The organism is Martinezella lusitana, assembly GCF_014207095.1.
Taxonomy (GTDB): domain Bacteria; phylum Pseudomonadota; class Alphaproteobacteria; order Rhizobiales; family Rhizobiaceae; genus Rhizobium; species Rhizobium lusitanum_B.
Window position 1 is genome coordinate 70,868 of sequence record NZ_JACHBG010000011.1, and the last position, 26,680, is coordinate 97,547.

Consider the following 26,680-nt stretch of genomic DNA (forward strand, 5'->3'; position numbering starts at 1 on the left):
TACCGCATGGATATCAATATTCTGCAGTTTGGCAGCATCATTCTCGGAGCAGTCGCCGTCGGCCTGCTCGTCGCCGGCGCGCCGGTGCGGTGGCCGGATCCGTTGCTGCGCGCGACAGAGCGCGATACGGCTTTGGCGTCGGAGGCCGCCCAGGTCTTCGGCCGAGACGCTGTGCCACCCTATATGATGATCCTGGCCCACGCGATATCGGGGCTGCTGGTCTTTATCCTCGTCGCGGCGATCTTCGGCCCTCTGCTCGGACTTATCATTGCAGTTCCGATTGCCATATTTCTCCCCAAGGCAACGATCCGATATTTGTTACAGCGGCGCTGGCGGCAAATCGAGGCCCAGCTTCCCTACGCGGTTGATCAAATTGTTTCTGCGGTGCGGACCGGCAAGCCACTCGCGGTTGCCGTTAACGCAGTCGCCGATACCGGTCAGATGCCAAGCTCAAATGAATTCGAACGGATCGCCCGCGAGCAGAAGCTGGGCATAAGCCTGGTCGAGGCACTCGATCGCCACGGTCGTCTCGTCCCGAGTCTGCATTTCAAGATGGTCGACGCCGCGCTCGGCCTATTTGCGCGCCAAGGCGGGGATATTGCCGAGCCACTGACGGAGATGTCCAAGTCCTTCAAGGAGATCTGGAAACTTGACCAGAAAATCATGACCTCCTCTTCCCAGGCGCGCATGAATTTTCGTGTGGTCAATGGCGGTGCACTGATGATGGTATTGATGATCTTCTTTGCCCAGCCAGAACTGATCGACAAGGTCCTCGGCAGCGGTATCGGCATCGTCATCGCATTTGCCGGTGTTATCCTTTATGTCTGCGGCTTCCTCTGGATGCGTTCGATGATGAAGGTGTCGGTATGATGAACGTTGCCCTTACCGCTCCCTTGGTAATCGTCTGTGCCGGAATGACAGCCATGCTGTTTGCATGGTGGATCGGTGATCTCTTGAGTTCGGTGCCGATCGTGCGCCGATCGGCAAACGGCGATGGATTGGCGCCGAACATTGTCGACAGCGTCGGCATGCGCACGCCCGTCGAATTCCTCATCGCGCATTTTCGCCCGATCATCTCGGGTTTCGGCGATCAGATCGAACAGAAGCTGATCCACGCCGGTAGACCCTTCGGCGGTGTCACCGGTATCGAATATGTATCGCTTCTGATCGTTTCCAGCCTCATCGGCTTTGTCGTTCTTTCCGTCCTCTTCGCTATGGCAACCGGCAGTTTGATCGGCGGCATCGCCGCAGGCCTCATGTTCGGCGCTCTACCCTCCGTCTATTTTTGGGTTGTTGCCGACGACAAGATGCAAAACCGCAAACAACGCATTTCCCGCGAATTTCCGTATTTCCTGGATCTCGTGGTCATGACGCAGCAGGCCCAGGCGACACTGCCGGAGAGTTTGCGGCTTTATTCCGAGGCAGCGCCCGATACCGCCATGAGCGAGGAGATCGATCAAGTCCTGAAGGATATCGCTCTCGGCACAGGCTTGATCGAAGCGTTACAGCGTCTGGAAACGCGCATCAGGGCCGAGGAAGTGTTGCGTGTGATCCGAGCGATGATCCAGGGCGAGATCGAAGGCAGCAACCGACTTGAGCTTCTACGTGAACACGCGCGGGACCTGCGCTTTCGTCGATGGGAAAAGGCAGATAGGGCAAGCGAAACACTGCGGGCAAAGATCGTCATGCCGGCAATGCTGATCGTCGTGTCTATCCTGCTTCTTGTACTAGCGCCGGCAATTGTTGAAATGACGACAAGCGGGATGTTCTGATCATGGCATTTTTCCTTTTTAGTGGAAACAAACCGAGCCTGCGCCAGAGCGGTCCCAAGGGCTTGAATCGAAACCACGCCCTTGTCAAACCGGAGACCACGATCGGCCGAGCGAGCCATGCCGATATTGTCGTGGATGATCCCTACTTGGCGCCGATTCATGCTCGCATCGAGCGCCAGACAGATGGTGGGTTCATTATTCGCCGAATGGGCTTGAACCCGATCTCGCTGCGAGGCGAGCCGCTACTGCAAACCGCATCGCTGAAGCCGGGCGACAGCTTTCGCCTGTCCACGGATATCGAGTTTCAATTTCTCGCAAAACCTCCAGCAAGCCAGATTAAAGCGGACAAGCCCAGCGAAGGAACCGCGGGAAAGCCCGGCAAGCCGCTTCTGAAGCGACCGGAATTTCTAGCGGCAATCGCGATCGTCTATCTCGGCGCAATGACTGCCGTGGCATTCACGCTGTTTTCGGATGACGGCACGACCGGTGGCAGCTCGTCCGAACGGGTTAACACCGAGGCGGCTGGGATCCTTCAATGCATCAAGAGCGCGCGACGCATGCATACAATATCCGCCGCGAGTTTCGACGGCGCAGTGAGTGGTCGCAGCACTGGAGAAACCGTCAGTTACGCCAGTCTGGCCGCCTCAGCCGATCCATCGGACGACGATTCGCTTGGCAAGGCTGTCGCACCGATCGCCGACACCTACAGACGTTTGGCGCTCGCAGCGGTCGCCTCCGAAATCCGAGGCAATCTGCCGATGGCCCACAGTCTCTATCAACAGGCTTTCGATGCCGTGCCCGATATCAACTGCTCGGCAGCACGATTCGTTATGGATCGGCGTGCGGCAACCGCGCCAGATTCCAAATCCTGAAGGCTTGCCAGCAGGCAGGCAGGTGAGCGCAGCCATGAAGTCCTGCCTGCGGACAGGCGGCGCTGTGCTGACGAGGTTCGCTTAACGGCCAGGGGCTCGCCCAGAGCGGGCCGTGCATTACAGCGCTGCCACGGTCAACGAAGATCCGACGCAATGCGGAAAATGCCGCCGGCCGACGCGTCAGAGCAGACAACGAAGGTCGACCCCTCCTGCGCCATAAAAGCGATGTTGCCATTTGAATTGCATGGCGTTGCACTCCACTGCAGAACAATGCCGCCATTGTCAGGCTGCTTCTCGGTCGCGATCTTTGCGGCCCCGGCCATCCATTCCGACGCAGAGGGAATGTGTACATTGGTTTTGAGCTGTTGCGAGAGCCAAGCCGTATAACTTTGCGCGGTCATGAAAGGCACGTCATCGGCCGGCATGTCAGAATTACCCTGATACACCCTTGCGCTCCCAGCATCGTTGATAGCGTTATAATAAGCAGCCATTTCTGCCCGGGTGACAGCGTGCGTCTGAATGCAAAAGGCTTTGTCGATTTTGATGGCTCCGTTGGCGATCCCAAGCATTGGGCCGAGCTCAGCAAGTGACGAGGTCATCAGCCTGACGTTAGCCAACGGATAGCTGCCGACAGTAACGCGCTGAAATGCCAGGCCCGCCGATCCGGGGCAAAACCCCTGGGCTGCGAAGGCAGTGAGGTCGGCGAGGATGGGCTGATATGCGGCAATCGCCTGTTTGTAGGCCTCTGCATCGAAACGTCCGTCCGCTGCGGCAATCCTTGGTGCAAAGCTTGCAAATTGCGGATCGAAATTGCCGCCACGCGAAATGATCGACTGGCTGACGTCGGCAACCTTCTGCTTGGCGGCCGCGGCATCGTCCTTGGAAGCGAGGACATCCGCTATCATTGCATCGAATAACTTGGCCGCATCGGTATAGCCAATAGTTGCCGCCGAGAGATCCCATTGGGTTGCCTTGTCCTTGGCATCGGTTATCAGGCCAACTGCCTTGCCAAAATCAGGGGCCTCCTGCGCGCCGATGCGATTGGCCCTGTCCTGCTTTTCGGCTGCCTTCTTTTGCGCGCCTGACATTGCGGACATCGATTTGGCCAGGGCGTCAAAAGTCAGCCTTACATTTCCGAAGCCTGCAATCGCCCCTTTCAGATCTTTGGCAATCTTGGTATTTGCCTCTTTCAGGCCGTTGTCGGCATCGATGAAGGACGGCGCTTTCTCCGTGCCAGCATCGACAGCTGCCGCTCTCGCCTTCATCGCGTCATCCTTGGCAATGTCGACCAGTGACGAGCCGAATCGATCAACCGCCGTCCTATATTGTGCGAGGGCCTGATCGTAGTCGCTCTTTTTCACTGCAGCTTCAGCGGAACTTGCGGCCGTCGAGCCGGCGTCGAAGGCAAGCCTCGCCTCATCTTGTGTGGGACGTTCCGGTGCCTTGGCAGCAATCGCCATCGAACGACGGTTTTCGGCCTCAGCCTTCCATGCCTCAACGCTTGCAACAAGTTCGGGGTCAGGACCGAGTATCTTTGGGATGGTAACGATCCCGACGCCGGCACAGACCAGCACCAGCGCGGCAATCAGCCCGATTGTAACCGGCGACCATTTTGTCTTTGTCGCTTTTTTCGATCCGATGAGTGGCGGGGCGATCGAAATACCGACGCTTTGCCCCATTGCGGCTTGCCGAAACTCCTGCAATGCGTCAGCCCCATTGCGCTGTCTCTGTCCTGGATCGCGGCTCAGCATGCGCTCGATGACACTCGCAAGCCCGATCGGGAAGCCGTTGATCAGGACGTCGAGACGAGGGAGAATATTGGAAGGATCCAAATGGATATTCTTCCAGCTCTGGTCACGTTGGTGATCGTTTTCCCATATCATCACGCTATGGAACACATCGGTATAAGTCTGCCGCGGCAGCAAGATCTTATAGGCGATCATACCGGTGGAATAGATATCGAGCGCCGGCGAAGCGCTGAACGTACCAGAGGCGTAGATTTCCGGCGCTCCGAATTCGGGGACATAGGGCGGGATGATGTGCTCGCCAGTTTTCGATATCAAATGAAGATTGCCGATGCGGACCTGCAGCCCGGAATAATCCTCCGACACGTAGATGCACTGATCGTTGAGCGCGTTGTGGGCATATCCCGCTCCATGCAACGTCGCCACGCCCTCAAGAATCTGCTCGCAGATAGCAACCGCACGATCGAAGGCGACGATTTCCTGTTCGTCCAGATACTGTCGCAGCGTTTTCGACGGTCGTTTTTCGACAATGTAGAAATTTCCGTCTTCCGGCGACGGCGCGATCAGATCCTCGATTTCGACAAAGCGGAGCGCTGAGAGCGATTTTGCCTCACTTATCGATGCCCAAACGCGATCGAAACGAGGCTTATCGGCCTTCAGAGATTGATCCGGCACGACGATCGAAACAAGCCGGTTCATGCGCTTGTCCTCAGCAGGGTAGACAATGAACTCGTTTTCATAAAGAGGCTCGCCGATCGCGTAGCGTTCCATTAGATCATTTCTCATGCGCTACATCCCCTCAACATCAATGCGTCGGAACAAATTTGGTTCTACTCATCAGCAAATTGCGGATCGCCAATCAGACCTGCGGCCAACAGCAGACCAGTTTTCGTGTCTCTCAGGGCGAAGAGAAAGCGCGCATCGGCAATCACATGTGTGGCGTCGAGGTCGGCGCTTCGTTCGGCAATGGCTGCCGTAGCTGAAGCTGCCTCCGTGCCATTCTCGTCGACTTTGATCATCGTTTTTTGCACGATCCGCGCGAATTTGACACTGTCTTTAGTGAAGCCTGGAAAGCCGCCTTCGGGCGCAAGTCCCATTGCGTTGAGCACCGGCATCAGGTCCCGACCTTCATTCGATGAAAACTTCGGCAATTTTACCTCACCCTTACCGGTCTGAAAATCCTGACCCGTAAGCCAAGATCCCAGCGCCTTAAGGTCACCGGGCACGATACCGTTGCCAGCACGATCGGCAATGATAACCATGCGATAAACATCGCCCTCATAGGCAAGATCAACGGCGGCAAACCGATCATCGACACGAAACTTCTGTTCGGAGTCGGCAAGGTGCATTGTTGGGACGGAAACACTTGATCCGTCCGGCCGCTTGAACGACGCGGGGGATCCATCGAGCTCGAATGCAGTTTTCCATTGCTTTTTGAAAGCAAGCGCGCCGAGACTGACGAAGCCACCCCCAGTTGGAGGAGCATCAAGAATCGTTGGAATTGCTCCGCGTGTTGTCTCTTTTACCCAATTGTTGATCATCTTGACCGCCGCGGGACTATCGAGGTCGGCAATGGCCGGATGCACGCGATGGGATGACAAGATTCCTGCAGCGCCCGGAAGGAGCGCAAGTTTGCTGTCGAAGACGATAGTCACCGCGGCTCTAAGGGAGGGGTCGGCTGCCGATGTCTTTGTGGTGATCGCGGTCAGTATGTCTTCGGTGCCTTGGAGCGCGCCCGAAAAGCCCAAGCATTGGTCGATCGCCGCCTTACCCTGCTCCGTCGCGCCAAGCGAGGCAAGCGCCAAGGCCGCCGCCAGCGTGGCGGGCGAGACCGTTATATTGGCCGAATTTGCGCTCTCGATTGAATGTTCGATCAAACCGACCGCAAGGCTCGCCTGCGCGGCAAGTACCTTTGGGCCATCAACCTCCTGCGCAGCTCGCGCAGAACCTAGGGATAGCAGTAAAACGGCGAGACTGCCCAGTAGCTTGAACCTTATCATGTTGTTCGCTCCCCATTCAGCGGATGCGGTAGAACTTGGAATCGAAGGACCACTTGTCTGACTGACCGGCCGTCTCGTCGCTACCAACGACGCGCAGGCTGCGGGCCAAATCGTAGACGTAATTAAAAGCGGCGCGCTGCCCCACAAGCGGGGCCGGTAGATCAGGGAGGTCCAGCACCGAGATCGGCTTGTCGCTCAGGATAGCAACGACCATGCCGACGCCGGGCGGTCCTTCGACAACATATTCGAAGCCAGTATAGGGGTTGTGGACATCCGGTACGGTGACTGGATGAGCCGGGTCGAGCCGGTTGTCTCCGTTTTTTGCAGGCGGCTTAAGCCCCATGGATCGCTTGTTTGGGTAAAGTTGCGTCAGCTTGCCGCCAGAATCGATATCGATCAGGATTAAATAACCGGGCTTCTTTGTCGACACACGCATTGCGACCTTGTCGCCGACATTTACGGTTGCACCCGGCAGAACCTCCACCGATACACCGGCATTGTTGTCGGTCTTCAACGTGTTCTCAACTGCCGCTACCGGTGTCTTTGCCTCTTCACCGGTAACAACGTCCCGGCCAAGCGCGTCTGGTTGTCCATAGAATTGCGGCACTGGCGTGAAGTGGCATTCGTCCGCGTGCGTTCGGCAATACTCATCGGATTTGCGTCGAACATAGTCGAGCAGCGCCGCGTTACTAACATTGGGTTTGTCGGAGGCACGGGCAATTCCTTGCTCAATGCCCGCGATGAATTGACGGGTGAAGACGCCAGTTGGAGGATTGGCCCCGTGGTCGACCAACGCCCATTGTCCAGCGTCGACCGCCGACCAGACCATCGCACTTTCCCCGCCGAAGGAAAACTTCGCTTCCTTGCCGGACTGCCGTGGTGGTTTCAACGAAGCCAACGCAGGTCCGAGGCAGCGCACCATCCCTGATGGCGCCGCCGTAGCGCTGCTGCTGCCTGGGCCGACATGGCAGGAATCGATCACCAGTGTTACATGCCTGTCCTTCAAGCTGTTCAGGCGCGCCGCGATCTCGGTTTCGCGGATTTGATTGGTGATGGTCATCTTGCCACCACTCCGTTCTATCTTCGCGTCGGAAGCGACAAGCGTGGCGCTAGTAGCGAATTCGCTTGCAGCGTCCTCTGACCCCTGGCCACTGAAGTAAAAGAAGACACGGCTGCCGGGACGGGACTGGCGCACGAGCCAGTCGTCGATTTCCGAAAGAATGGCGTTGCGTGTCGCCTTGCGGTCTGTCAGCGTGTGGATCTGCTCCGGCTTGAACCCGAGCGTGCCGCTGAGGAAATCCCGCATGAGCTTAACGTCATCGACCGATCCTTGGAGACGGGCCTCGGGGATTTCATAGTCGTCGATACCGATCACCAAAGCATGATCGCCGGGCGAACGGGTAACAGCCTGTTCGGCTGATGTCATCGGTTGCGTGGCCGATTGCGGGTTTGGTTGTTGCGTTGGTGCAGCTGCACCTGCGGTCAGAGAGCTGACTGCAGAGAGATTGGCGATTTCGACATCGGGCGAACCGGCTGCGGTCGCAGTTGGTTGTGTCAACGCAAGTTGCTGGGAGGCCTCGGATGTCGGTATGTCGCCGCCTGTTGCCGTGGCAATCCAGTCTCGGAAGGCGGCAACACGCGTATATACACCGTAATGATGTGCCTCTGCGCAGCCTGCACCCCAACTGACGATGCCGATTTGAATCCAGGTCTTGTCCGGCCGTTGCGCGACAAGCGGACCACCGCTGTCGCCTTGGCATGCATCCTTGCCGCCTTCTGCGTAGCCGGCGCAGATGTTTCGGTCGTCGATGGAATTCGTGCGCATTGAACTGTCTCGGTAGCCCGCAAGGCAATCTTCTCGTGACACGATCGGAAGCTCGGCCTCCTGCAATTCGGTCGGCAGATATTTGTCGTCCCAGCCATGGTCGGACTTGGTATAACCCCATCCGCTGACGACCGCAGGATGTCCAGGGCGTTCGACTGTGGCTCGATCGGCTTGGGAAGCAAGCATCGCGGGCCGTGAAATCGCCGGCTCCGACAGCTTCAATAGTGCAATGTCATTGGCAAACACCTTGCGATCAAAGTCAGGATGGATAATGACACGCTCAACGGCAAGGCCCGCCTTATCGGGGCCATCAACCGAAATGATTCTGTCGACTTTGGACTTGCCTTCGACAATCAAGAGATCCCGAGCAAAGAGGTCCTGGAGCCCGGAACGTCCATCAGTCACACAATGCGCCGCTGTCAGGATCCACCGCGGCGCAATGAGCGCGCCGCCGCAATGGCCACCGAACCGGCCGCGCTGTGCGGGATCAGGGGCAAATATCTTAACTTGCCAAGGCCATTTTCCTTTAGCTGCCGGTTGTCCTCCGATAACTCTCCCCCCGTCCTCGTCGCCGTTCGGGGTTTGCTGTGCATGAAGCGGAGACACCATCGACACTGAAATGGCGAGGATGCAAAAGATGCGGCAAATGGTCGACTCCATGCTCGTCATGGCTTGGCTCCCGCGGCTGTGTAAAGGACCGTGAATCCGACGCGGGCGCCGGATGGAAGAAAGTCGTGTAGTTGCTTTGCGATATTCCCCGCAGTCCGGCGATTGGCGTTCTGTTTCAGGAAATCAACGAGATCCGGCATTTCGGTCTCGGCGCTTACTGCCACCAGGAGATCAGTGCCAAACGGCTTCGTGACACCGAGTTTCAGTTCGAAATCGCGGTCCAATGGTTGACCTTCGTACTTCTTTACCGGGTAGAGGAATTGCACGGTACCGTTGCCAGTAACGTCGAAGAGCACAAGCCGTCGTCCCGCGATATCGGGAACAGAAATCCCGACCCGTGCCCCTTCGCGGTAAACAGCGTCCGACGGCGTTAGGCGTATGGTCTGCGGGGCTGCGCCCGCCAGCGTCTTAAGCATGGCAAGCGTTGCCATCCGATCGGCGACGAAAGGAAGATCAGCAGCATCGATATCGGATGCGATCACATCGCCAGAAGCAATCGCCTCATGTTTCGCAGGATCGAACACGAGATCGGCCCCGGCTGCGTTTGATTTGCTGATGGGCGTCAATGCGGGCTTTAGATTTTCGAGCGCAGCTTCGCCGCCGAGAGCTGCGATCTTCGTGACAACGACAGCCTTTTGCAACGGAGCGGCCTCAGAGGAGGCCTGTGTGGATTTCAACGGATCGGCAACCGTCTGATTTCCCTGAGCATCAGCGACCTCGCCTGCAGTCAGAGGAAGGTCATTTTTTTTGAGGAAGAACACCGCCACCCTGTCCAGATCCTCATCCGGTGCGCTTTGCGTGAAAATATTCTGACGCTCGTCCGTGTACTGGTAAACCGTCTGGCGGACATATTCGAAGAGCTCTCGGCGACTCACGATCCCATCGCCATTGCGATCCGCCGCCCCCTGAAAAGCGCGCGCGGTCGCATAGCTGAGAGCGCCGCGGCGTTGCGCTACACCGGGGATGGTAATTTCGGGCGTATTCGATTTATCGTCAACGGCCGCAAGAAAGGTCAAATTCTTAAAGTCATACGGACTTGAGACAGCATCGGCGACCGTTGAAATCGGGCTCAGATCGTCCTGTTCGATAGTGTAGGCTGGCGTTTGACGCCAGCTCAGGGAACCAGCACGCGGATCAGCCTGGCGCGTGAGCCCCCCTGCGTGACAGGTATCGGCGATAAAGAGAACATCAGCTCCCTTCGCTTCAATGGCTCGGATCAGCGTCTTGAACTCATCCCCGAAAATGCGTTCGTGCGTCCCTGGCGGGCGCGTATCAAAGCCCGCAAGCACATAGACCTCATCGCGCCCGCTTGGTTTGGAGCCCTTTACGCGCTCAGGCTCGCTCGAACCGTGACCCGCAATTCCAAGTACCACCAAATCGCCAACCTTCGTCCTCTCGGTCAGCGCCTGGATCGCGCTTAAGATGGCATCACGGTTCGCATCACCATTCTTTAGCAGCGTCATGTCCTCGACGCCCATCAATCGCAGAGACAAAGAAAGATCCTCTGCATCGGCAACCGCACCATGCAGTTGCGGAACATTCCGGTAAATATCGATGCCGATCAACATTGCCCTGACAGAGCCATGATGGGGCGCCTCGATCTTCTGGTTGGCCGCAATCAACACTGAGGGCAGGAGCAACGCTAGGGCGAAGGTGATCGAAGGCAGGCTGGACATGGCTCTTCCTCCGCCTTCCTTTTATTGCCGGCGCCATTCGACGCGGCGGTTGAGCGCGTCGATGTCGTCCGTTGTGAGATTATCCGACGCCGTGACATCGATCGGCTCCGCCGCTCCCTTACCTTTGGCCTCGATCGTCACATCGATGCCGTTGCTCTTCAGATAGTCCGCAACAGCCTGAGCGCGGCGAACTGAGAGCTTTTCATTGTAATCATCCGCGCCGCGGTGATCGGTGTGACCCACGAGCACGACGTGTTCAGGCTTCTGTTGCTTAATCGCCTCAAGCAGTTCTTGGGCTGCCTGCGAACCGACTTGCGTAAAGGTCGACTTATTGAAATCAAACGTGATTGGAACCGGGATGGAGACCGGCACGATTCCACGCACATCCTGTGAATAGATACCACCGAGATCACCGCTGCGATGGTCCTTCTCCACGGGCACGAATGTGCCGTTCGGGTTGTCAGTGGACGGATTCGCAGCAAGGATGCGGGCTTTGGCGGCATGTTGGATCAGGTCGTCGATTGTGTCAGGCGGCGGCGCCCTCGGTGTGCGGCTCTCATTTTTGATAATCTCAATTGCCCTTTGATAGTCGCCCGCCGCGTCGGCAAACCGGCGCTCGGAAAAATGCACTTCACCCAGTGTCGCCGATGCCTGCCACAAGACCTGCGGGCCGTCGGCAGCAGCCAGTAGCGGCTCATAGTCCGCGGCCGGCTTGTTGTTGCTCATCATGTCCTGAGCGGTGGAAAGCCGCAGCGCTGCGATGCGGCGCTGCGCCACAACCTGATATTGTCCGCAATCAGCGCTGGTGGCAATCGCGTCGACGCCTTGTGCCGCAGCATCGATGTCCTTTGCGGCAACATCATTATTCAGCTTGTCGAGCATCTGCGTGCAGATCGGAAGTGTGGTGCTGGCTACGTCCACGGTCGAGCCCTGCGGCTTTTCGGAAGAACGGCCGATGGGAAGCTGGATTTGCGGCAATTGCAGTTGCAGCCCGCCCGGCAATTTAATCTGCGGCATCTGCATCTGTGGCACCTGCATTTGGGGCATCTGCATTTGTTGCATTTGCTGCATCTGCGGCATCTGCATTTGTGGCATCTGCATCTGCATCTGCGGCATCTGCATTTGCACCTGCATCTGGGGCATTTGCATCTGCGGCCTCTGACCTTGCGACTGTTGCGGTCGATAGGGTCGCAACTCGGTCACTGCAATCGTATTGTCCGGAACCTTGCCGATCAGTTCCAGTTCGTCGTCGGCAAGTACCTGTCCTGGCGCAAGGTGAGTTACGATTTTATAGGTCTTTGGCTCTTTCGCGGCCTGTGTACTTGGTTTTGCAACCTGTTTCGCAGGCTTCCCGGTCTTAGTAGCGAACTGGTTTTTAGGCTTCTCGGGCGTGACGACAGGCACCTTCGGTCTTATTGCTTGTATTGCAGCCTGGGTCGACTCTGGCTTTTGAGGCTGCACCTGTGCGACCGGCGGCATTGTGGGTGCAGCGGGCAGGCTCTCAACGGTCGTGAGTGTCGTTGTCTCACTACCTATTTTGGCGCCAAGGCTACGTGCATCGTCCAGGCTGCGCGAAACCGCTTCGACACCTCCGTCGATGGAGCGAAACATACCGGCGCCGCTGCTGCCCAGATTGGCAAAAAGCTCCAGCGGCTTTGGAGAGTAGAGTACTCTGATCTGTTCTTTACCGACAGGGCCTGAAACCTGCAGCTTCGCGCCGCTCGCCGGATCGGGAACCTGGATACGTTTGCCAGCGGCGACGAAGGTTTCCGTCTGATATTTGTTGGGAAAGAGCTTAATAACCTCCCCATTCGGGGATATGTCGAGAACCGTCACGTAGAAGTCACTGCTGGCTTGGATGTACATGCCCACAATCTCGCCGACCGCATACTTGGCCTCGGTACGATCGAAAGTGACGCTGATCGGACCAGTTTGCGCCGGCGCCTCCGTTAACGTTCGGTCGGTTTGGGCAAAGACCGATATCGGCGCGATGGGAAAGATGGACAAGAAGGTTACTGTGGTCAGAATTGCCTTGCGGTGTGGCATCGGATAATCCCCTTATCGGACGATCTCACATTGTCTCTGCCTTGAGAATAGCATTGTCCTGCAAAATTGGGACGAATCTCTTCACCCGACAAAGCGGAGGCCTCCAATTTACTTGGAACTGACAAGCAACGAACACAAAAGGCCAGTCGAAAAGCATCGACTGGCCTTGATAGGATACTTGAATGTTCAATTTTGGTAGCAAACGGCGATTAGCTTTTCGGCTTCTGCCCGGCAGTCTTCAAAATTGAAATGAGGTCATTCATGCCTTCTGACGAAGAATTGTAGAGCCATAACACATCCGGGTTGCCAGATGTAAACTCCTGACCCAGGCCTTTACCCATGTCGCGGCCCGGCGATGTAGCCTGGGGCAGCAGGCCCACCCCAGGCGCAATGCCTTGCGAGCGTTCGCTCTTTGCAATGATTGCGACCGCAGCATCGAAGGCCTTCGCATCATATTTGCGCAGTTCAGCGAGCACCGGATTTCGGGCCGCAAGCGCATCACCCACATCGCCTGCACTGGCGGTCTGGCCGAATGCACCTGCGAGGACGCCGCAACAGATCGGAAGAAAAAGGAATTTCCGCTTCATCATCATCTCAATCCAGTTTTGCAATGGGTCACTGACGCATAAGTACGGGTTCAAAAGAACAATACTGAGCAAGCGCTGCCACGGCAACGCCGATCAGCGTCAAATGGTTTGGAGGGATGATTGGGTTTTGGAACAGCAGCGATGGCCCAACTGATCCATCGCCTTGGAAAGCTTCAAGTGCAGAGAGATATCATCAATTTGAGCTCATTTTCTGGCTGTCGGCGGTGTTCAGAACCTCAACCGCTTGCCGGAGATTCCGCAGCATCAGGCCGAAAATGTTCTCAATTCTGCCGGTCGACCAGATAATGACGGTACCATAAGGCGACCGCTTACGCTCAACAAATCCGGCAAGCTCGAAATCAATCAGGATCTTACGACAGGTTTCGCTCGACATGACGGCAACAAGGAAGCGGGCGAGATTGGATTGGTCAATCGCCCCTGGTCGTTCCGACCAGTTCTGGATGAGCCGCGGTTTCGTGTCAGAAGTAAACATCGAGCCGAGCGCTCGCTCTTGGGTGAGCCCGAGTCGTTCAAGCTTTGCCGCATCTCGTGTCAGTGAAACAACATAATCGTTGTGAAGATCCGCGAAGCGTTCAATGTCTTCCACCGTGGAAATGCCGAAGACCCTCAGAGAATACAGGAATTCAGCCATGAGATAGGTCGGCTCAGAGCGCAACTGGGCAAGATGCCTCACGTCCGACGACGTCGATGCAGCACAGACGTTGTCGGAGAAATTTATCCTCGCCGTCCTGATCTTTTCAAGCAGAGCAGCGTCAAGTGCAAGTTCTTCACCTGTCCAATCTATCATCGAAGACCCTCTCGCTAAACGGGCACCTTCGTTTCTTGTACTAGCACCAAGGAATATCTCCAAATTCTTTGGAGAGCGCCTCCATTGCCTGGATTCAATATCTGCCTTACCTTTCTTTTGGGGCGTTCCGGAGTCTAAACTATGCGCAACCCTTGGTCGTACATTGCCGTTGTAGTAACCATCGCAGTTTCAGGGCCAGCCGCCGCGCGCGACGACACCGTCATCAAACTAACGAGCGGTGATGGTGCCCGCTCTGTTGGCATCGTGTCGAGCAGTAACGACGTCGAAGCTTCCGGACCGGCCGCGATTACCGTTGGAGATGACGGTACCATCTATATTCTCGATCAGAACAATGCGCGCGTTCTGGCAGTGAATGGCGAGCGCGCTCAGGACAATCCGGATGTCCTGCCCCTGCCCGCCAATGTCGAGCCGGAGGATCTCGCTGTTGTGCACAATTCTCTCTATCTTTGGTCCGAAGGCATAGTGCCAGTGGAAAAGACTGAGGCCGCAGGCGGAGGCGGCCAAACACTGCGTGCACTCGATGGCGGCAACGCCGATCTCTATACCCGCTCGGTCTTCGCCTCGATGGGTTCGGTTTCGCCAGGACCGCTGACCAGCATTGTCAACGAGATCGGACGCAGCGCCAGGCCGGATAAGAGACCTGCCGTTACGCAATATGTGCCGAGCCGCGGGCTTGGCGATGTCGTCGCCGACATCCGCTTCGATGCGAAGGATATGGCGCAAATACTGCTCAGACGAAGCACATCGGAAGAAAACTTTCTGTCGCTTTCGCTCTCCGCCGATACGCCGATCGGATCCATCGAACTTCTTGACATCGATACGGCCGGCCGGCCTTACATCCTGGTCGAACTGATCGGTTCGCCTCGGAAGACTGGAATGATGGTCGTGCGCTATACGCCGGAGGGGCGCATCGAAAACGTATATGACCTGGCGATCGACTCTGACAGCGTGTTTTCCCGGCGTTTCGTCGCGATCGCGCCGCGCGGAGAGGTACTATTCCTGAACTCGCAGCAGACAGGCGTTCAGGTTCTGAAGCTCGCGGGCCGCAAACCGGAAAAGAAACTCTCTGTCAGAATCCCGCTGGAGCCCACCAGGGAAAAGAGGGTTATAGCTGGTCCTCAGGTGGCTGTGTTACCAAAAACGCGAAATGACATCATCGAGCGCGCGATTGGCTTCGAAGCGGTGGATTGGGTGGTAACGCCCCAATCCTATGGTTCGGCTTCCGGGCCCAAATGCCCGAATATGAATCGCATTCGACGTCCGCTTTATCTATTTGGAAAGCTTGGCGAGACTGTAACTGGAATGCCTTATTGTTGGGGCTGCAAGACGGGTGTTTCCGATTTTATTACCGGTGTTGAGAAGGGTGTGCCTGCTGGCAATGTCTGTACCAAGAGCCCCCCGCTTTCCAACATATTGGGCGTTGACTGTTCCGGCTTCGTCAGCGAGGCATGGGGGCTGAAGATGCATTTCGCCACCAGCGACATTCCACAGATTGCCCGACGGCTACCCGACCCATGGTCTCTACAGCCGGGCGACGCACTCAATAAGCCGGGATCTCACGTCGTACTCGTGATGCGTTTCACGGAAGATCGCAAAGTGGAGGTGATGGAGGCATCGCCGAACGCTTGCAAGGGACGCGTCTGTCGTAATGTTTATCCGTTGGGAAACCTGCTTATGCGCGGGTTCCAGCCAGTCAGGTTCAGGGGAGTCGGCTCCTGAAGCACAGAGCGATGTATCTGCGCGAAAGCCTTCGTAGAGATGCAAGTAGGCCCCATTCTGAAATCTTCGCGCAATAGGCTTGATAGTCTGGATTGGCGCTCAACATACGCTCCTCGGCGCGAGCGCGCTGGAAATAAACGAAGCTGACGATAGCCAGCATGCCGGCACGCTTCAGGCCTTCAATCGGGCCGCTGGCAATGAAGCCTGGCAGTAGCAGCAGCCACCATGCCATATTTTTGGCAATGTAGGCCGGATGTTTGGTAAGTCGATAAGGGCCCCCGGTAACGATACCGCGGTCGGTAAGATTGGAAAACCGTGGCCCGAAACAAACCGTAGCCCATACATAGATGAGATGAAGGACTAGCGTAGCCACGCTCCAGGCGTAAAAGACTGGCGAGCCTTCTTGTAGAAGGGCTGCCCAGCCTGGACCGTCTCCATAAGGCAGGAACGACCGCGAGATCAGCGGATAGAAGGGATCATAGCATAACAGACATGCAATCCAGCCCAAGGGCGTGGTCTCTGTTGCCCGGATATGCCAGCCGAAAAGTTTAAACGTCGCGATATAGCCGCCAGCTGCCAGAATGACGTCAACCAAATAAATGAGCCGAACCACGCCATCGAACCAGTGAGCCGAAAATACGGAATGGTTCCAAGCCGGATCGTTGGCAAGATCCGCAAAGGCGGTCATACCTGCCGAAAACATCAAGACGAGAAAGAAGCATTTGATGATGACCACGCGAATTGCAAATAACACGTCAGCTTCGCGGAAGCCCAGCAGCAATACGGCTCGCCCAACTTGATAAAGATAATCATCCGGGGTTTCGCTCAACCGGTCAGTTGCAGCCAGATAAGCGATGGCGGTTCCGACGGCGACAGCAACCAATCCAAACTCTATCGTCCCGGCGCCAATCAACCATTCGATAGCGGCGGACTGCTCAAGAAAAGGAAAGGTTGAGCAGGCAAGGATAATTGTCCCTGTCAATGCACAAAGGCCGATAAACTTCACAAAGATACGCCGCCAGAAGACCGGCAGAGGTTCACAACGGGATTTCCGAGCTTGCCACGCGAGGCACGCCACCGGAGCACCGTCCCCCAACACCCAGGCCGCAATGACGCTCGACAGCGCAATCGAAACGGCTGCGCCGGCCTCAACGCGCAAAAGGAGGTTTAAGACGATACCAATCGCGACGCCGGTCAGCGTCACAAGTTGCGCTTTAAGCCCACCGATATGCGGAAACGCAGAAATCGGTACGAGCCTGGTTACTCCAGGAGCCATGGGGTTATCGAGTCAGCGCGAAACACCGATCGTCAGACTTAGCGCTTTTGAGAGCGCGCGCGATCGCCTGCATAACGTTGTCGTCCCCGTCCAGTGAAACTTCCTCATCCAGCGACACCATTCGCACGTCAAGCCGGCCGTAGTCGACCTGATAGAAACCGCCAGATGTCTGGCGCACCGCGTCGGGCCGGAGCCACAGCAGATCCTGGGCCATCGTGCCTACGAAACGTGGCCCCCCCCAAATGTAGCGGAACACGTAAATGGGAATACCCGCTGGCGAAAAGCCAAGCATGCGGATATCCGCCTTTAGTCTCCGATCCGATCCGTTCCAGCCACCTCCTGAGCTAGAGCTGGAAGAGCCCGATGACGAACCTGACGAGCTTGAGGAGCCTGACGACGAACCCGACGAACTGGAAGAGCCTGACGACGAGCCCGATGAACTGGAGGAGCCCGATGACGAACCTGATGAACCGGAGGAGCTCGACGACGAACCAGAGGAAGAACCACTTGATGATCCCGAAGAGCCTGATGAGCCAGAAGATGCACCGCCGCCGGGAGACGAATGAGAGCCGGAATCACGCGCGGCATCGGCGATCAATGCCTTGGCATGCCCATGCTTGGAGGGTGCTAGGTTTCTGGCGGGTCGATTTTCGGCAGCTCGGTCAAAAAACACGCAACTCTGCAACAGCTCCGCAGAGCATACGGCAAAGGCGGAGCACATAAGGATACGAACGAACATCTTTCTGTTGATTGCCATGAGTATCTTCAGCTCCCAATTTAGAACAAATCATACCTTGGATTGCGCTTAACCCATGCCGCATGCGCCAGCTGTGCGAGGCGTTCGTCAAGCGACTTCGCTTTCGGTAAGGAAGTGCGTTCCTGCGCTGTGAACTCCGTCAAGAAAGCTGCTTCGGCCTTCTTCTTTGCTGCTTCCGGCAGGTTAGCCAGCTCCGTGGCAGCTTGGTTTTTGGGGTCGCCCGTGCCCGGCATGTTTAGCGCGCTCGCCAGGGCTAGATAGTGCGCGGCATCCGTCGTGTTGGGCTTACCTTGATCTGCTTCTTGAGCCAGGTGCGCCCGATCGAGCGCCCCCCAATAGTCACCCCGCTCGGCACCCATTTCCAGCCATCTGGCTGCAGCAACCCTATCTTTTTTAACGCCAACACCGTCACGATACATGCGGCCAAGATTTGTTGGAGCATAGGGCTGCCCGCCTTCGGCGGCCCGGGTGAAAAGATCAAGCGCCTTATCCAGATCAATGGGAGCGCCGTTGCCGAAACGATAGATCAGAGCAAGATTATTCATCGAATAGATGTCATTGTGCCTTACGCCAACCTCGTAGAATCTTATGGCTCGCTGGGGATCTGCAGCGATATTAATGCCGTTCAGAAAGATATTTCCAAGTTCGTTCATTGCAAAAGTATGTCCAAGCTCGGACGATTGGAGCATGAGTTTCATTCCACGTTCGGTATCGGTCGTGACACCTCGTCCGTAGTAGAGATCCTTGCCGAAGGCGTAGAGGGCATAGGGATCGCCCTTCTCGGCTGCAGCCTGAACAATTTCGCTGCTCTTCCGCACATCGCTAGGACCGATGACGCCAAGCGCATAAAGACTGGCCAGATTTTCTATTGCCCGGGTATGACCGGCATCCATAGCCTTCTTGATCGTCTCGAACGCGACCTTGGATTGCCGGTTCGCAAGCTGGGCGCGCCCTAGCTGATAAAGGAATCGCGGAACCTGCGGATAGATCTTCGTTGCCTCCGTGCAGGCAGGAAGTGCTAGCTTGGGATCTATCTCGTTCGGCAACTTTCCCGTGGTAACCCCTTGCAGGTCAAGCGGCGCTGCCGCTGCACTGTCACAGGGATCAAGGACAGGTTTCAATGACAGCGTCGCTGGTGCAATGCCAGGATCGCTCGCCTGGAGCGTCAACTTGAAGCTTTGTCCTTCAGTCCCGATCTGCGGCTCGTAAGTAAGCTTCGCAAGCTCACTCGCCTCGATGACATAGCCTGCTTCGACGGCACGGTCAGCCGCACGAACGATGCCCTTGTCCGGCAGAGAAGTGACCCTCAGAGTCAGGTCCGTCATGGTGGCTGGTGCTTCAGGCAAACGAGTCGGGATCGGCCCAACGCCGATCGTTGCGGGCATGGAGCGGTTCAGCCCGTCGACATAAGCGGACATCTCTTGGAACAGTTGCTCCTGACGTCGCTTCCTCTCGGCTAGCTTCGCGTTCACATTTTCAGAAACGGTCAATGCCACCACGCCCTGCGTGGCCTGGCCGTACGGGTCGGCGACGCTGTAGCCCAGAAGCCCAACCGTTCCCGCTGCGACCTCAGTCGCATCGTACGAAAGACGTGGCAAGTCCGATGCGGCCAGCTTTTCACCTGGCTGCAATTGCCCGTCGTTGAGGAGAAGCTTGCCTGCTTGAGGCAGTTGATTAATCGTGACCGTGAGTGTGGTTCCGGTCTCGTTGTGTGGGGGGATAATAGGCAGGTCCGATGTGGTTGAACCGGCTTGCACGGTGATCTGCTGCATGGGGTCAACGGACGGTGGCGCTGGCGCCGGTCGGAAATAAAAGTTGTCGGTCAGTGAGGAATTTTCCCAGGGAACCTGCTTTCCATCAGTGGCCGCAATCACATCTCGCCGGACATCGGTTAGGATCTGGCGGATTTCCTTTGCAGGCTCGCTGGCGTGCTTCACAAAGGATTCACTGTAGGGGCTGAGTGCACCGCTCCCGTCGAGCGCCACCTGCCCAGGCTCGGTCGAGAAAGCGATCAGACTGCCCACGGCACCGTCGATGCGCGCAAGACCACGAGTGGTGCCCACGGGCTGAAGAGTCTGTGCCATCCAGAACTTTTGAGCATTAAAAGGATTATTGCGGCACGCATCGAGGAAAATCAGTTGAACGCGGGAATCCTGTTTCAAATGATCCAGGATGAGATCAAGCGACATCGTCTGAGTCTCAACATCGTAAGCCGACTCCAACGTTGCATCGACTGGTACGAGAAAGTTCTGTCCGGCAACCTGAATTCCATGTCCAGAATAATACACCAGCGCCACGTCGGCTTGCTGAACGGCGCGCAGGAATTCACGTACAGTGCCTTCCAGAGCCAAGCGATCGACGTTAATCCCGACCGTAACTGCAAAACCCGATTCTTTCAGGGTCGCCGCCACCTGCCCTACGTCATTGGTGGGATTGGGAAGTGAAGGCAGCGTCTTATAGGCGGAATTGCCGATGACAAGGGCGACGCGTCTGCTGATGTTTCTATCGCCTGCCTCTTGTGCGCCCGTGGGAGCACTTGCCGACAGCAAAACAATGGCCAGAATAACTGACCCAAAGAGGCTCTGGAGCGAGAGGAACCTAAACATAGCTGGCCGCAAACACAAACGTTTCAATGAGATGGGGAAATGCCGTCTGCCGTGGGAAACCATTCAGTATAAGCCATAAAACAATATTATTCGGTAGTGAAAAAAGCAAGCTTCCGAAGTTGCAACTAATTGGAAGCCCCGCGAAATAAAAGTAGCCCTAGGAGCTTGTCTTCCTACGATCCTAAAATCGCTTTCCTTCTGGTGGAATTTCAACCGTGATGCCATCATTGATCTATCTGACAGCAACTCCAATAGTGGCGCCACCACCAGAGCCGTGATGATCTACCGCTTTTTTATCTTCGCAATCACGCTATTCTGTGACACACAGGCCTTTGCGGCCAGTAAGGAGGCCCTTCTCATCGGCAGTGCTGAATATTCTGGCAGTGGCACGCCGCTGCGAAACCCGATCAATGATCGTTTCAGAAATGGGGTGCCATCCTGAAAGACCTTATGCGTATGGAAGGCGAGCGCCGTGAGACCCTTTCCGACCGATGATCCGCACATCCTCTCGTGGCTGAAGACACACGCAGAGAGCTAGCGCACCGCGTCATGCTTGAACTCTTCGCTGAAATTTGATCCGCTCATGATGCTCTTCTTGCCTCAAAAATTAGGAAGGAAGGCGCCTACAAATCTAGGGGCTATTCACGGTTCAGATCAATTGAGACGTCTGCATCGAATAGCTGCAACTCACTTCAGGCTGATTGATCCTTTGGGTTGGCCGCCCGCAGAGCGTCACTGAGCTCCATCCTGGCGGTTCCGATCAGTTGCTCCATGGCAAAGCGGGCGGCGTCAGGCCGGCGCATGCGGATGGCGTCCAACACATCCTGATGCCGGGCGATCGCATACTCATGCGACTGGCTCGCGCGATTGGTCAATCGAAAGCTGGCAAGCAGGGCAGCCCGGATGGCTGTGGCGAACTGGCGGAATACCCAATTGCCGCTCGCATTGATGATGGCAGTGTGAAACTCCAGATCAGCCTGGCTCCAGGCTTCATTGTCACGGGCGTTGGCGGCGACCATGTCTTCGAAAGCCTCGGCGATCTGCGCGAGCTGCTTTGCTGTGGCGTTGGCGGCCGCCTGCGCCGCAGCGGCGGGTTCCAACACCTGTCGCGCATCAAGCAGGGAGTCATAGAAGCTGCGATCGTTGCTAAGCGCCAGAGTAGCATCGAGAACCAGCGGGTCCAGATAGTTCCAGTTCTCTCGTGGGAGAACCGTGGTGCCTGCGCGGGTTCGTGAGCGCACCATTCCCAGCGCCGAGAGATATTGCATCGCCTCTCGCAAGCTGGTGCGGCTGACACCATGGACGTCGGAAAGCTCGGCCTCATTTGGAAGAATTGAGCCCTCGGCAAGACTGCCCGACACGATCTGCCGGATGAGTTTCTTTAGCAGCTCCTCGCGCACGGTGCGCTTCCCCTGTTCGGGGGTAGCTCCACCCTGCTTTGTCCGCAATGACCCCAAACGCGTACTCATCACTTGCACTCCCTTCCGCTGGCCCGGTGGCGATCATGAGTGGCGCCACGCCCAGACATCAATGCGCAACTGCAAGCTCGGCAAACTTCCCCCAAGAAATCTGGTCACTATCAGCGGCTGCCACGCCCTGCCGCCGAAGAGCGCAGATTGTCAAGCAGAACAGCGATCAGCAGGATGCAGCCACGCACGAGATATTGATAGAAAGCTTGGATATTGAGCAGGTTCATCACGTTTTCGGCGATGCCCATGATCAGGACGCCGACAATCACGCCGGTCATGGCGGCACGACCGCCGGCGAGTGACACGCCGCCCAGTACGCAGGCAGAGATAACGGAGAGTTCGAGCCCGGTTGCCGCATTCGGTTGTCCGGAAGTAATGCGCGAGGCGAGCAAAATGCCGGCGATGGCGCAGACCAACCCCTGAAGGGCAAAGATCCAGATCCGCATATTGACGACGTTGACGCCGGCAAGACGAGACGCTTCGGGATTGCCACCGATTGCAAGCGTGTTCTTGCCGAAAACCGTGCGGTTAAGGGTGAAGCCGAAGATGACGAACAGCAGCACCATGATCCAGATCGGCGTCGGCACGGTCAGGAAGCGCGACAGCGCCAATTGATAGAAGGTCGGATCGTTGATGCCGACAGCGCGCCCATCCGAGGCGATCAGCGCGAGGCCGCGCACGATCTGCATGGTTGCGAGCGTGGTGATCAAGGCATTGATGCGGAACTTGGCGATGACGATGCCGTTGACGACACCGACGACGCTGCCGCAGATCAGGGCCGCCACAAGCCCGAGCGGAATCGAGCCGGTGGAATTCGACACCATGACGGCGATCATGCCCGAGAAGGCGACAGTGGAGCCGACCGACAGGTCGAAGTCGCGCGAGGCAAGGCAGAACATCATGGTGCAGGCGACGATGCCGATCGTCACCACCGACTGTAGCAGGCCGAGCATGTTGCGCTCTGTCAGGAAGCTCGGCACGAGGAGTGAGACGATCACGAATGCGATCGCGAAGATCACCACCAGCCCCTGTTCGCCGAGGAGGATTTTTTTCAATGAATTCATCACTACCATTCCTGAATTAGATTGTGCCGGCGGCGCTCTTGTCGGGCAGCGCCGCGGTCAGAATGGCCCGCTCATCGAAATCGGCGCGGGCAACATTGGCAGCGACGCGGCCCTGGCACATGACCATGATACGATCGGAGATGCCCATGACCTCGGGAAGCTCGCTGGAAATGACCACAATCGCCATTCCGCCAGCCGCCAGTTCATAGAGAATTTCATAGATTTCCGACTTGGCGCCGACATCGATGCCGCGCGTCGGCTCGTCGATAACGAGAACCTTGACGCCCCGCTCCGAAAGCCAGCGGCCGAGAATGACTTTTTGCTGGTTGCCGCCCGAGAGATTGACGATATCCTGCTTGCGTGTGGGCGTGCGAACCCTGAGCTTGGCGATGAACTGATCTGCGACCGAGGCTTCCTTCTTCGGATTGAGAATGCCAAAGGGCGAGAAATGCCGCCGCGAGGAGATGGCGATGTTCTCCTCGATCGATCGTCCCTGAAGAATGCCGTCAAACTTGCGATCTTCCGGGCAAAGAACCATGCCGGCACTAATGGCAGCCTTCGGATTGTTCGGCGAAACGGCGACGCCGTCGATCGAGACACTACCTTCGTGGCGATGGTCGGCTCCATAGAGAAGGCGAGCCATCTCGCTGCGACCGGCACCGATAAGGCCGAAAAAGCCGAGAATTTCACCCTTGCGGACCGAGAAGGTGACGGGATTGCGTAGCTTCGAGCCCGAGAGCCCCTTGGCTTCGAGACGTACCTCGCCGAGCGGACGTTCGCGCCAGCCCCAGATATTGCTGATCTCGCGGCCGACCATCTGCGAAATGATCTGCTCGCGCGTCGTGTCGACGATCTTTGGATGATGCGCGGCAAGCTTGCCGTCGCGTAACACACTGAGACTGTCGCAAAGCCGGAAGATCTCATCCAGGCGATGCGAGACATAGAGGATGACCGTGCCATTGGCTCTCAGCCGGTCGATCAAGGAAAACAGGATTTCGCTCTCGCGTGACGATAGCGACGAGGTCGGCTCGTCGAGCGCAATCACCCGCGCATCAACCATGACGGCCTTGGCGATCTCCACCATCTGGCGGGCGCCGATCGACAATGAGGAAATCTTGGCTGCCGGATCGACGTCGATACCGATTTCCTTGAGCTTGCTGCGAACGGTCTCGATCAATGTCCTGCCGTCGATCACACCGACCTTGCCAGGAAAGCGGCCGAGCCAGAGGTTCTCGGCAACGGTCAGTTCCGGCACCAGCTGTAACTCCTGGTGGATGACGATGACGCCGGCGTGAAAGGCATCGCGGACGGAGCTGTAGTGCTGCTCCACGCCATCGATGACGATGCTGCCGGTATCCGCGGCCTGGTCGCCCGAGAGGACCCGGATCAGCGTCGACTTACCGGCGCCGTTTTCGCCCATCAGCCCATGTACCGCACCTCTTTCGACATTGAAAGAAACGTCCGACAGCGCCTGGACACCGGGATAGCCCTTGGAGATGCCCTTGAATTCAAGGAAAGCCATGCTTGCTCCATCGAGAGAAGGCCGGCGGCAACGAGCCGCCGGACGGACATCATCCTGGCAGGACAATCATTCGATGCCGAGATCTTTGCGAACCTTCTCATAGTCGCCGCGCAGCGCGAGGGAACCGGAGGTGAGCGTCAGCTTCGGCGGCTCCTTGCTGTTGGCAATCCAGTCATACATGTTGAGGGCCGTCTCGTAGCCGTGGCGCTTCGGCGAAATGATGACCGTGCCGAAGAATCCGGTTGCAGCGGGCTTCTTGAACTCGTTGATCGCCGAATCCGCGCCGCCGATGCCGACGCCGATCATGTTCGCTGCGGGAATGCCGACCGATTCCGAGGCGCGGACAGCGCCGAGCACGGCCTCGTCGTTAAGGCCGAAAGCGACCCAATACTTGACATCAGCATGCTTGTTAAGAACCGTGGTCGCGGCGTTGAGGGCAGCTTCAGTATCGGTCTTGGCCTGCGGCGCGTCATAGATATTTGCCGCTGAGAAACCTGCCGCCTTCAGGACCGAGATTGCGCCTTCGACGCGGTCGACAGCGGTCGGCAGCTGATCGTAGGAAACGCGAATCGCGCCGACATTCTTCATGTCCCAGCCGCGCTTCTTGATTTCATCGACGATCGCCTTGCCGACGGTCTCGCCGATCTTGGTGGCGGAAATACCCATATGCGGCACGTCTTCGAGCGGCTTGCCCTCGGCATTGACCAGGCGGTCGTCGACAGTCATCAGCTTCAACTGATTGGCCGTGGCCTTAGCAACGATGCCGGGGCCGAGCTTGACGTCAGGCGTGCAAATGATGAAGCCCCGCGCGCCCTGTGCGCCGAGGTTGTCGATCGCCGACTGCACCTTCTCGCCATCCTCGGCGCCAATCTTGACGAGCGTGAAGCCCTTCTCTTTGGCAGCCTGGTCGGCGAATTTCCATTCATCCTGGAACCAGGGCTCCTCCGGCTGCTTCACGATGAATCCGATCTTGACGTCCTCGGCAAGCGCCGAGCCGGCTGCCAAAACGGCAAACGCCCCCGCAAGGATGGCTGCTTTGAAAAAGCGCATGGTCTCTCTCCCTGAAATCTCGCTCTGCCATTGGTCGGCAGCAGAGTTTGAATAGAAAAAAACATCATACCAGTCAATATTTGTGTATGATTTTTTATCGCACGGATGCCACACTCATATCGTCCCGATTTCGGAAATCGGAAACTTCTCAAGAAAATCAATGCGCGCACCTGTAATGAACCGTGGATCCGGTTAAAATAAATCCTATATATCTGTTGACATTGGATGGCGCGAATATAGGGTGCCGCTCCATTCGGGAGCCGCCTTGGCCGTCAAGAGGAAAGCAGCCGCTTCATGAGCATCATCAATTTGCAGAACGGCTTGCTCTCGGCTCGCATATCGACCACCGGCGGCACATTGCTGGACTACTCCTGGATGATGGATGGCAGTAAAATTGCACTATTGAGACCTACCAAAGACGGCGCCAATGCGTCTTCCTCTGCTTGCTATCCCCTCGTTCCCTTCGGCAACCGTGTCAGGAACAACCACTTTACGTTCGAAGGCCGCGATTATCGGCTTCGGCCGAACACAGCCTCGGATCCTCATTATCTGCACGGCGATGGCTGGCAGGCGGAATGGTCCATTCTTTCCCGCACCAGCAGCGAAGTGCAGATCGGTTTTCACCATCAGGAGGCCGATACGCCCTATCGCTACGATGCCAGGCAGATTATCACCCTGTCTTCCGAAGGGCTGACGCTTCATATGAGCGTCGAGAATACCGGCATTCACGCGCTGCCGTTCGGGCTCGGCTGGCATCCCTATTTTCCGTTAACCGCACAAACGACGCTCTTTGCACCGGCGCGGCACTTTAGGACCGAGACCGAGGGCTTTTTGCCGGGGCAGCGAACGGACATTCCCGCCGACCTCGATTTCTCGCGGCCGTTGTCGCTCCCCCGTCGCTGGGTCAACAACGGCCTCGAGGATTGGAGCGGTGAGGCGCTGATTGCGTGGCCGGAGAAGCGCGCCAGCCTGCGACTGACAGCGGACGCCACTGTCAGGCACGCCTTCGTCTTCATTCCCGATACGGATTTCATCCCAGCATACCGCCATGACTATTTCTGCTTCGAGCCGATGTCGCACATCGCCAATGGTCATAACCTTCCCGATCTGGGAGACTTGAAGATCCTGCAGCCGGGGGAAACCCTTGCAGCATCCATTCGCCTGCAGCCGCAATCATATCCGCAATAAAGCGCGAC

20 protein-coding genes are annotated in these 26,680 nt (G+C 57.0%); 6 read left to right on the plus strand and 14 right to left on the minus strand.

All coding sequences use genetic code 11. The features are described from left to right. Window positions 1-6 precede the first annotated feature (6 nt). Genes GGD46_RS21175 through GGD46_RS21185 form a run of 3 tightly spaced genes read left to right on the plus strand, consistent with a single transcriptional unit; the run spans window position 7 to window position 2,644 of the window. Entirely contained in the window at window positions 7-870 is an 864-nt protein-coding gene (locus GGD46_RS21175) for a type II secretion system F family protein (protein WP_184707558.1), read from the plus strand. Further along, a complete protein-coding gene (locus GGD46_RS21180; protein ID WP_409527700.1) occupies window positions 870-1,772 on the plus strand; it encodes a type II secretion system F family protein in 903 nt (300 codons plus the stop codon). Before GGD46_RS21175 ends, GGD46_RS21180 begins: the two co-directional genes overlap by 1 nt. Before the next feature lie 2 nt (window positions 1,773-1,774). Further along, entirely contained in the window at window positions 1,775-2,644 is an 870-nt protein-coding gene (locus GGD46_RS21185) for an FHA domain-containing protein (RefSeq protein WP_184707562.1), read from the plus strand. Window positions 2,645-2,778: 134 nt separating this feature from the next. Here GGD46_RS21185 and GGD46_RS21190 read toward each other — a convergent pair whose 3' ends face one another. The 7 genes from GGD46_RS21190 to GGD46_RS21220 all read right to left on the minus strand — a co-directional run bounded on the left by GGD46_RS21190 (window position 2,779) and on the right by GGD46_RS21220 (window position 14,000). Beyond that, window positions 2,779-5,175: a protein kinase domain-containing protein gene (locus GGD46_RS21190; protein WP_184707564.1), complete on the minus strand. Its 2,397-nt coding sequence runs from the start codon at window positions 5,173-5,175 to the stop codon at window positions 2,779-2,781. Window positions 5,176-5,219: 44 nt separating this feature from the next. Next, complete coding sequence (locus GGD46_RS21195) at window positions 5,220-6,389, minus strand: serpin family protein (RefSeq protein WP_184707566.1); 1,170 nt, start codon at window positions 6,387-6,389, stop codon at window positions 5,220-5,222. A 16-nt stretch (window positions 6,390-6,405) separates the two neighbouring features. Next, entirely contained in the window at window positions 6,406-8,874 is a 2,469-nt protein-coding gene (locus tag GGD46_RS21200) for a trypsin-like serine protease (RefSeq protein WP_184707699.1), read from the minus strand. Between the two features lie 5 nt (window positions 8,875-8,879). Continuing rightward, on the minus strand, window positions 8,880-10,559 hold the full coding sequence (locus GGD46_RS21205; RefSeq protein ID WP_184707568.1) for a caspase domain-containing protein: 1,680 nt from the start codon (window positions 10,557-10,559) through the stop codon (window positions 8,880-8,882). 21 nt (window positions 10,560-10,580) lie between these two features. After that, on the minus strand, window positions 10,581-12,605 hold the full coding sequence (locus GGD46_RS21210; RefSeq protein WP_184707570.1) for a DUF4384 domain-containing protein: 2,025 nt from the start codon (window positions 12,603-12,605) through the stop codon (window positions 10,581-10,583). 209 nt (window positions 12,606-12,814) lie between these two features. After that, window positions 12,815-13,195 (minus strand): hypothetical protein, encoded by a 381-nt coding sequence (locus GGD46_RS21215; RefSeq protein ID WP_184707701.1) that lies wholly within the window; start codon window positions 13,193-13,195, stop codon window positions 12,815-12,817. A gap of 190 nt (window positions 13,196-13,385) precedes the next feature. Further along, window positions 13,386-14,000, minus strand: coding sequence for a hypothetical protein (locus tag GGD46_RS21220; RefSeq protein ID WP_184707703.1), 615 nt, complete (start codon window positions 13,998-14,000; stop codon window positions 13,386-13,388). Between the two features lie 141 nt (window positions 14,001-14,141). On the opposite strand from GGD46_RS21220, the gene GGD46_RS21225 reads away from it, so the two are divergent. Next, window positions 14,142-15,740 (plus strand): hypothetical protein, encoded by a 1,599-nt coding sequence (locus GGD46_RS21225; RefSeq protein WP_184707572.1) that lies wholly within the window; start codon window positions 14,142-14,144, stop codon window positions 15,738-15,740. On the opposite strand, the gene GGD46_RS21230 is transcribed toward GGD46_RS21225, so the two are convergent. Both GGD46_RS21230 and GGD46_RS33880 read right to left on the minus strand, forming a co-directional pair. Then, on the minus strand, window positions 15,721-17,016 hold the full coding sequence (locus GGD46_RS21230; protein WP_184707574.1) for a methyltransferase family protein: 1,296 nt from the start codon (window positions 17,014-17,016) through the stop codon (window positions 15,721-15,723). The genes GGD46_RS21225 and GGD46_RS21230 overlap by 20 nt on opposite strands. 4 nt (window positions 17,017-17,020) lie before the next feature. Then, window positions 17,021-17,230 carry a hypothetical protein gene (locus GGD46_RS33880; RefSeq protein ID WP_246806426.1) on the minus strand — a complete coding sequence of 70 codons (210 nt, stop codon included), beginning with the start codon at window positions 17,228-17,230 and terminating at the stop codon, window positions 17,021-17,023. Between the two features lie 46 nt (window positions 17,231-17,276). Here GGD46_RS33880 and GGD46_RS33885 point away from each other — a divergent pair, with 46 nt between their 5' ends. Beyond that, entirely contained in the window at window positions 17,277-17,582 is a 306-nt protein-coding gene (locus GGD46_RS33885; RefSeq protein ID WP_246806427.1) for a hypothetical protein, read from the plus strand. Window positions 17,583-17,793: 211 nt separating this feature from the next. Here the strand turns inward: GGD46_RS33885 and GGD46_RS21240 are convergent, their stop codons facing one another. The 5 genes from GGD46_RS21240 to GGD46_RS21260 form a co-directional block, all read right to left on the minus strand. Beyond that, on the minus strand, window positions 17,794-20,379 hold the full coding sequence (locus GGD46_RS21240; protein ID WP_184707576.1) for a caspase family protein: 2,586 nt from the start codon (window positions 20,377-20,379) through the stop codon (window positions 17,794-17,796). Window positions 20,380-21,071: 692 nt separating this feature from the next. Then, entirely contained in the window at window positions 21,072-21,848 is a 777-nt protein-coding gene (locus GGD46_RS21245) for a FadR/GntR family transcriptional regulator (RefSeq protein ID WP_184707578.1), read from the minus strand. A gap of 110 nt (window positions 21,849-21,958) precedes the next feature. Then, window positions 21,959-22,912: an L-arabinose ABC transporter permease AraH gene (gene araH / locus GGD46_RS21250; RefSeq protein ID WP_184707580.1), complete on the minus strand. Its 954-nt coding sequence runs from the start codon at window positions 22,910-22,912 to the stop codon at window positions 21,959-21,961. Window positions 22,913-22,928: 16 nt separating this feature from the next. Continuing rightward, on the minus strand, window positions 22,929-24,434 hold the full coding sequence (gene araG, locus GGD46_RS21255; protein WP_184707582.1) for an L-arabinose ABC transporter ATP-binding protein AraG: 1,506 nt from the start codon (window positions 24,432-24,434) through the stop codon (window positions 22,929-22,931). Between the two features lie 66 nt (window positions 24,435-24,500). Next, a complete protein-coding gene (locus tag GGD46_RS21260) occupies window positions 24,501-25,484 on the minus strand; it encodes an arabinose ABC transporter substrate-binding protein (protein WP_184707584.1) in 984 nt (327 codons plus the stop codon). Between the two features lie 294 nt (window positions 25,485-25,778). Here GGD46_RS21260 and GGD46_RS21265 point away from each other — a divergent pair, with 294 nt between their 5' ends. Beyond that, window positions 25,779-26,672: an aldose 1-epimerase gene (locus tag GGD46_RS21265; protein ID WP_184707586.1), complete on the plus strand. Its 894-nt coding sequence runs from the start codon at window positions 25,779-25,781 to the stop codon at window positions 26,670-26,672. Window positions 26,673-26,680 lie beyond the last annotated feature (8 nt).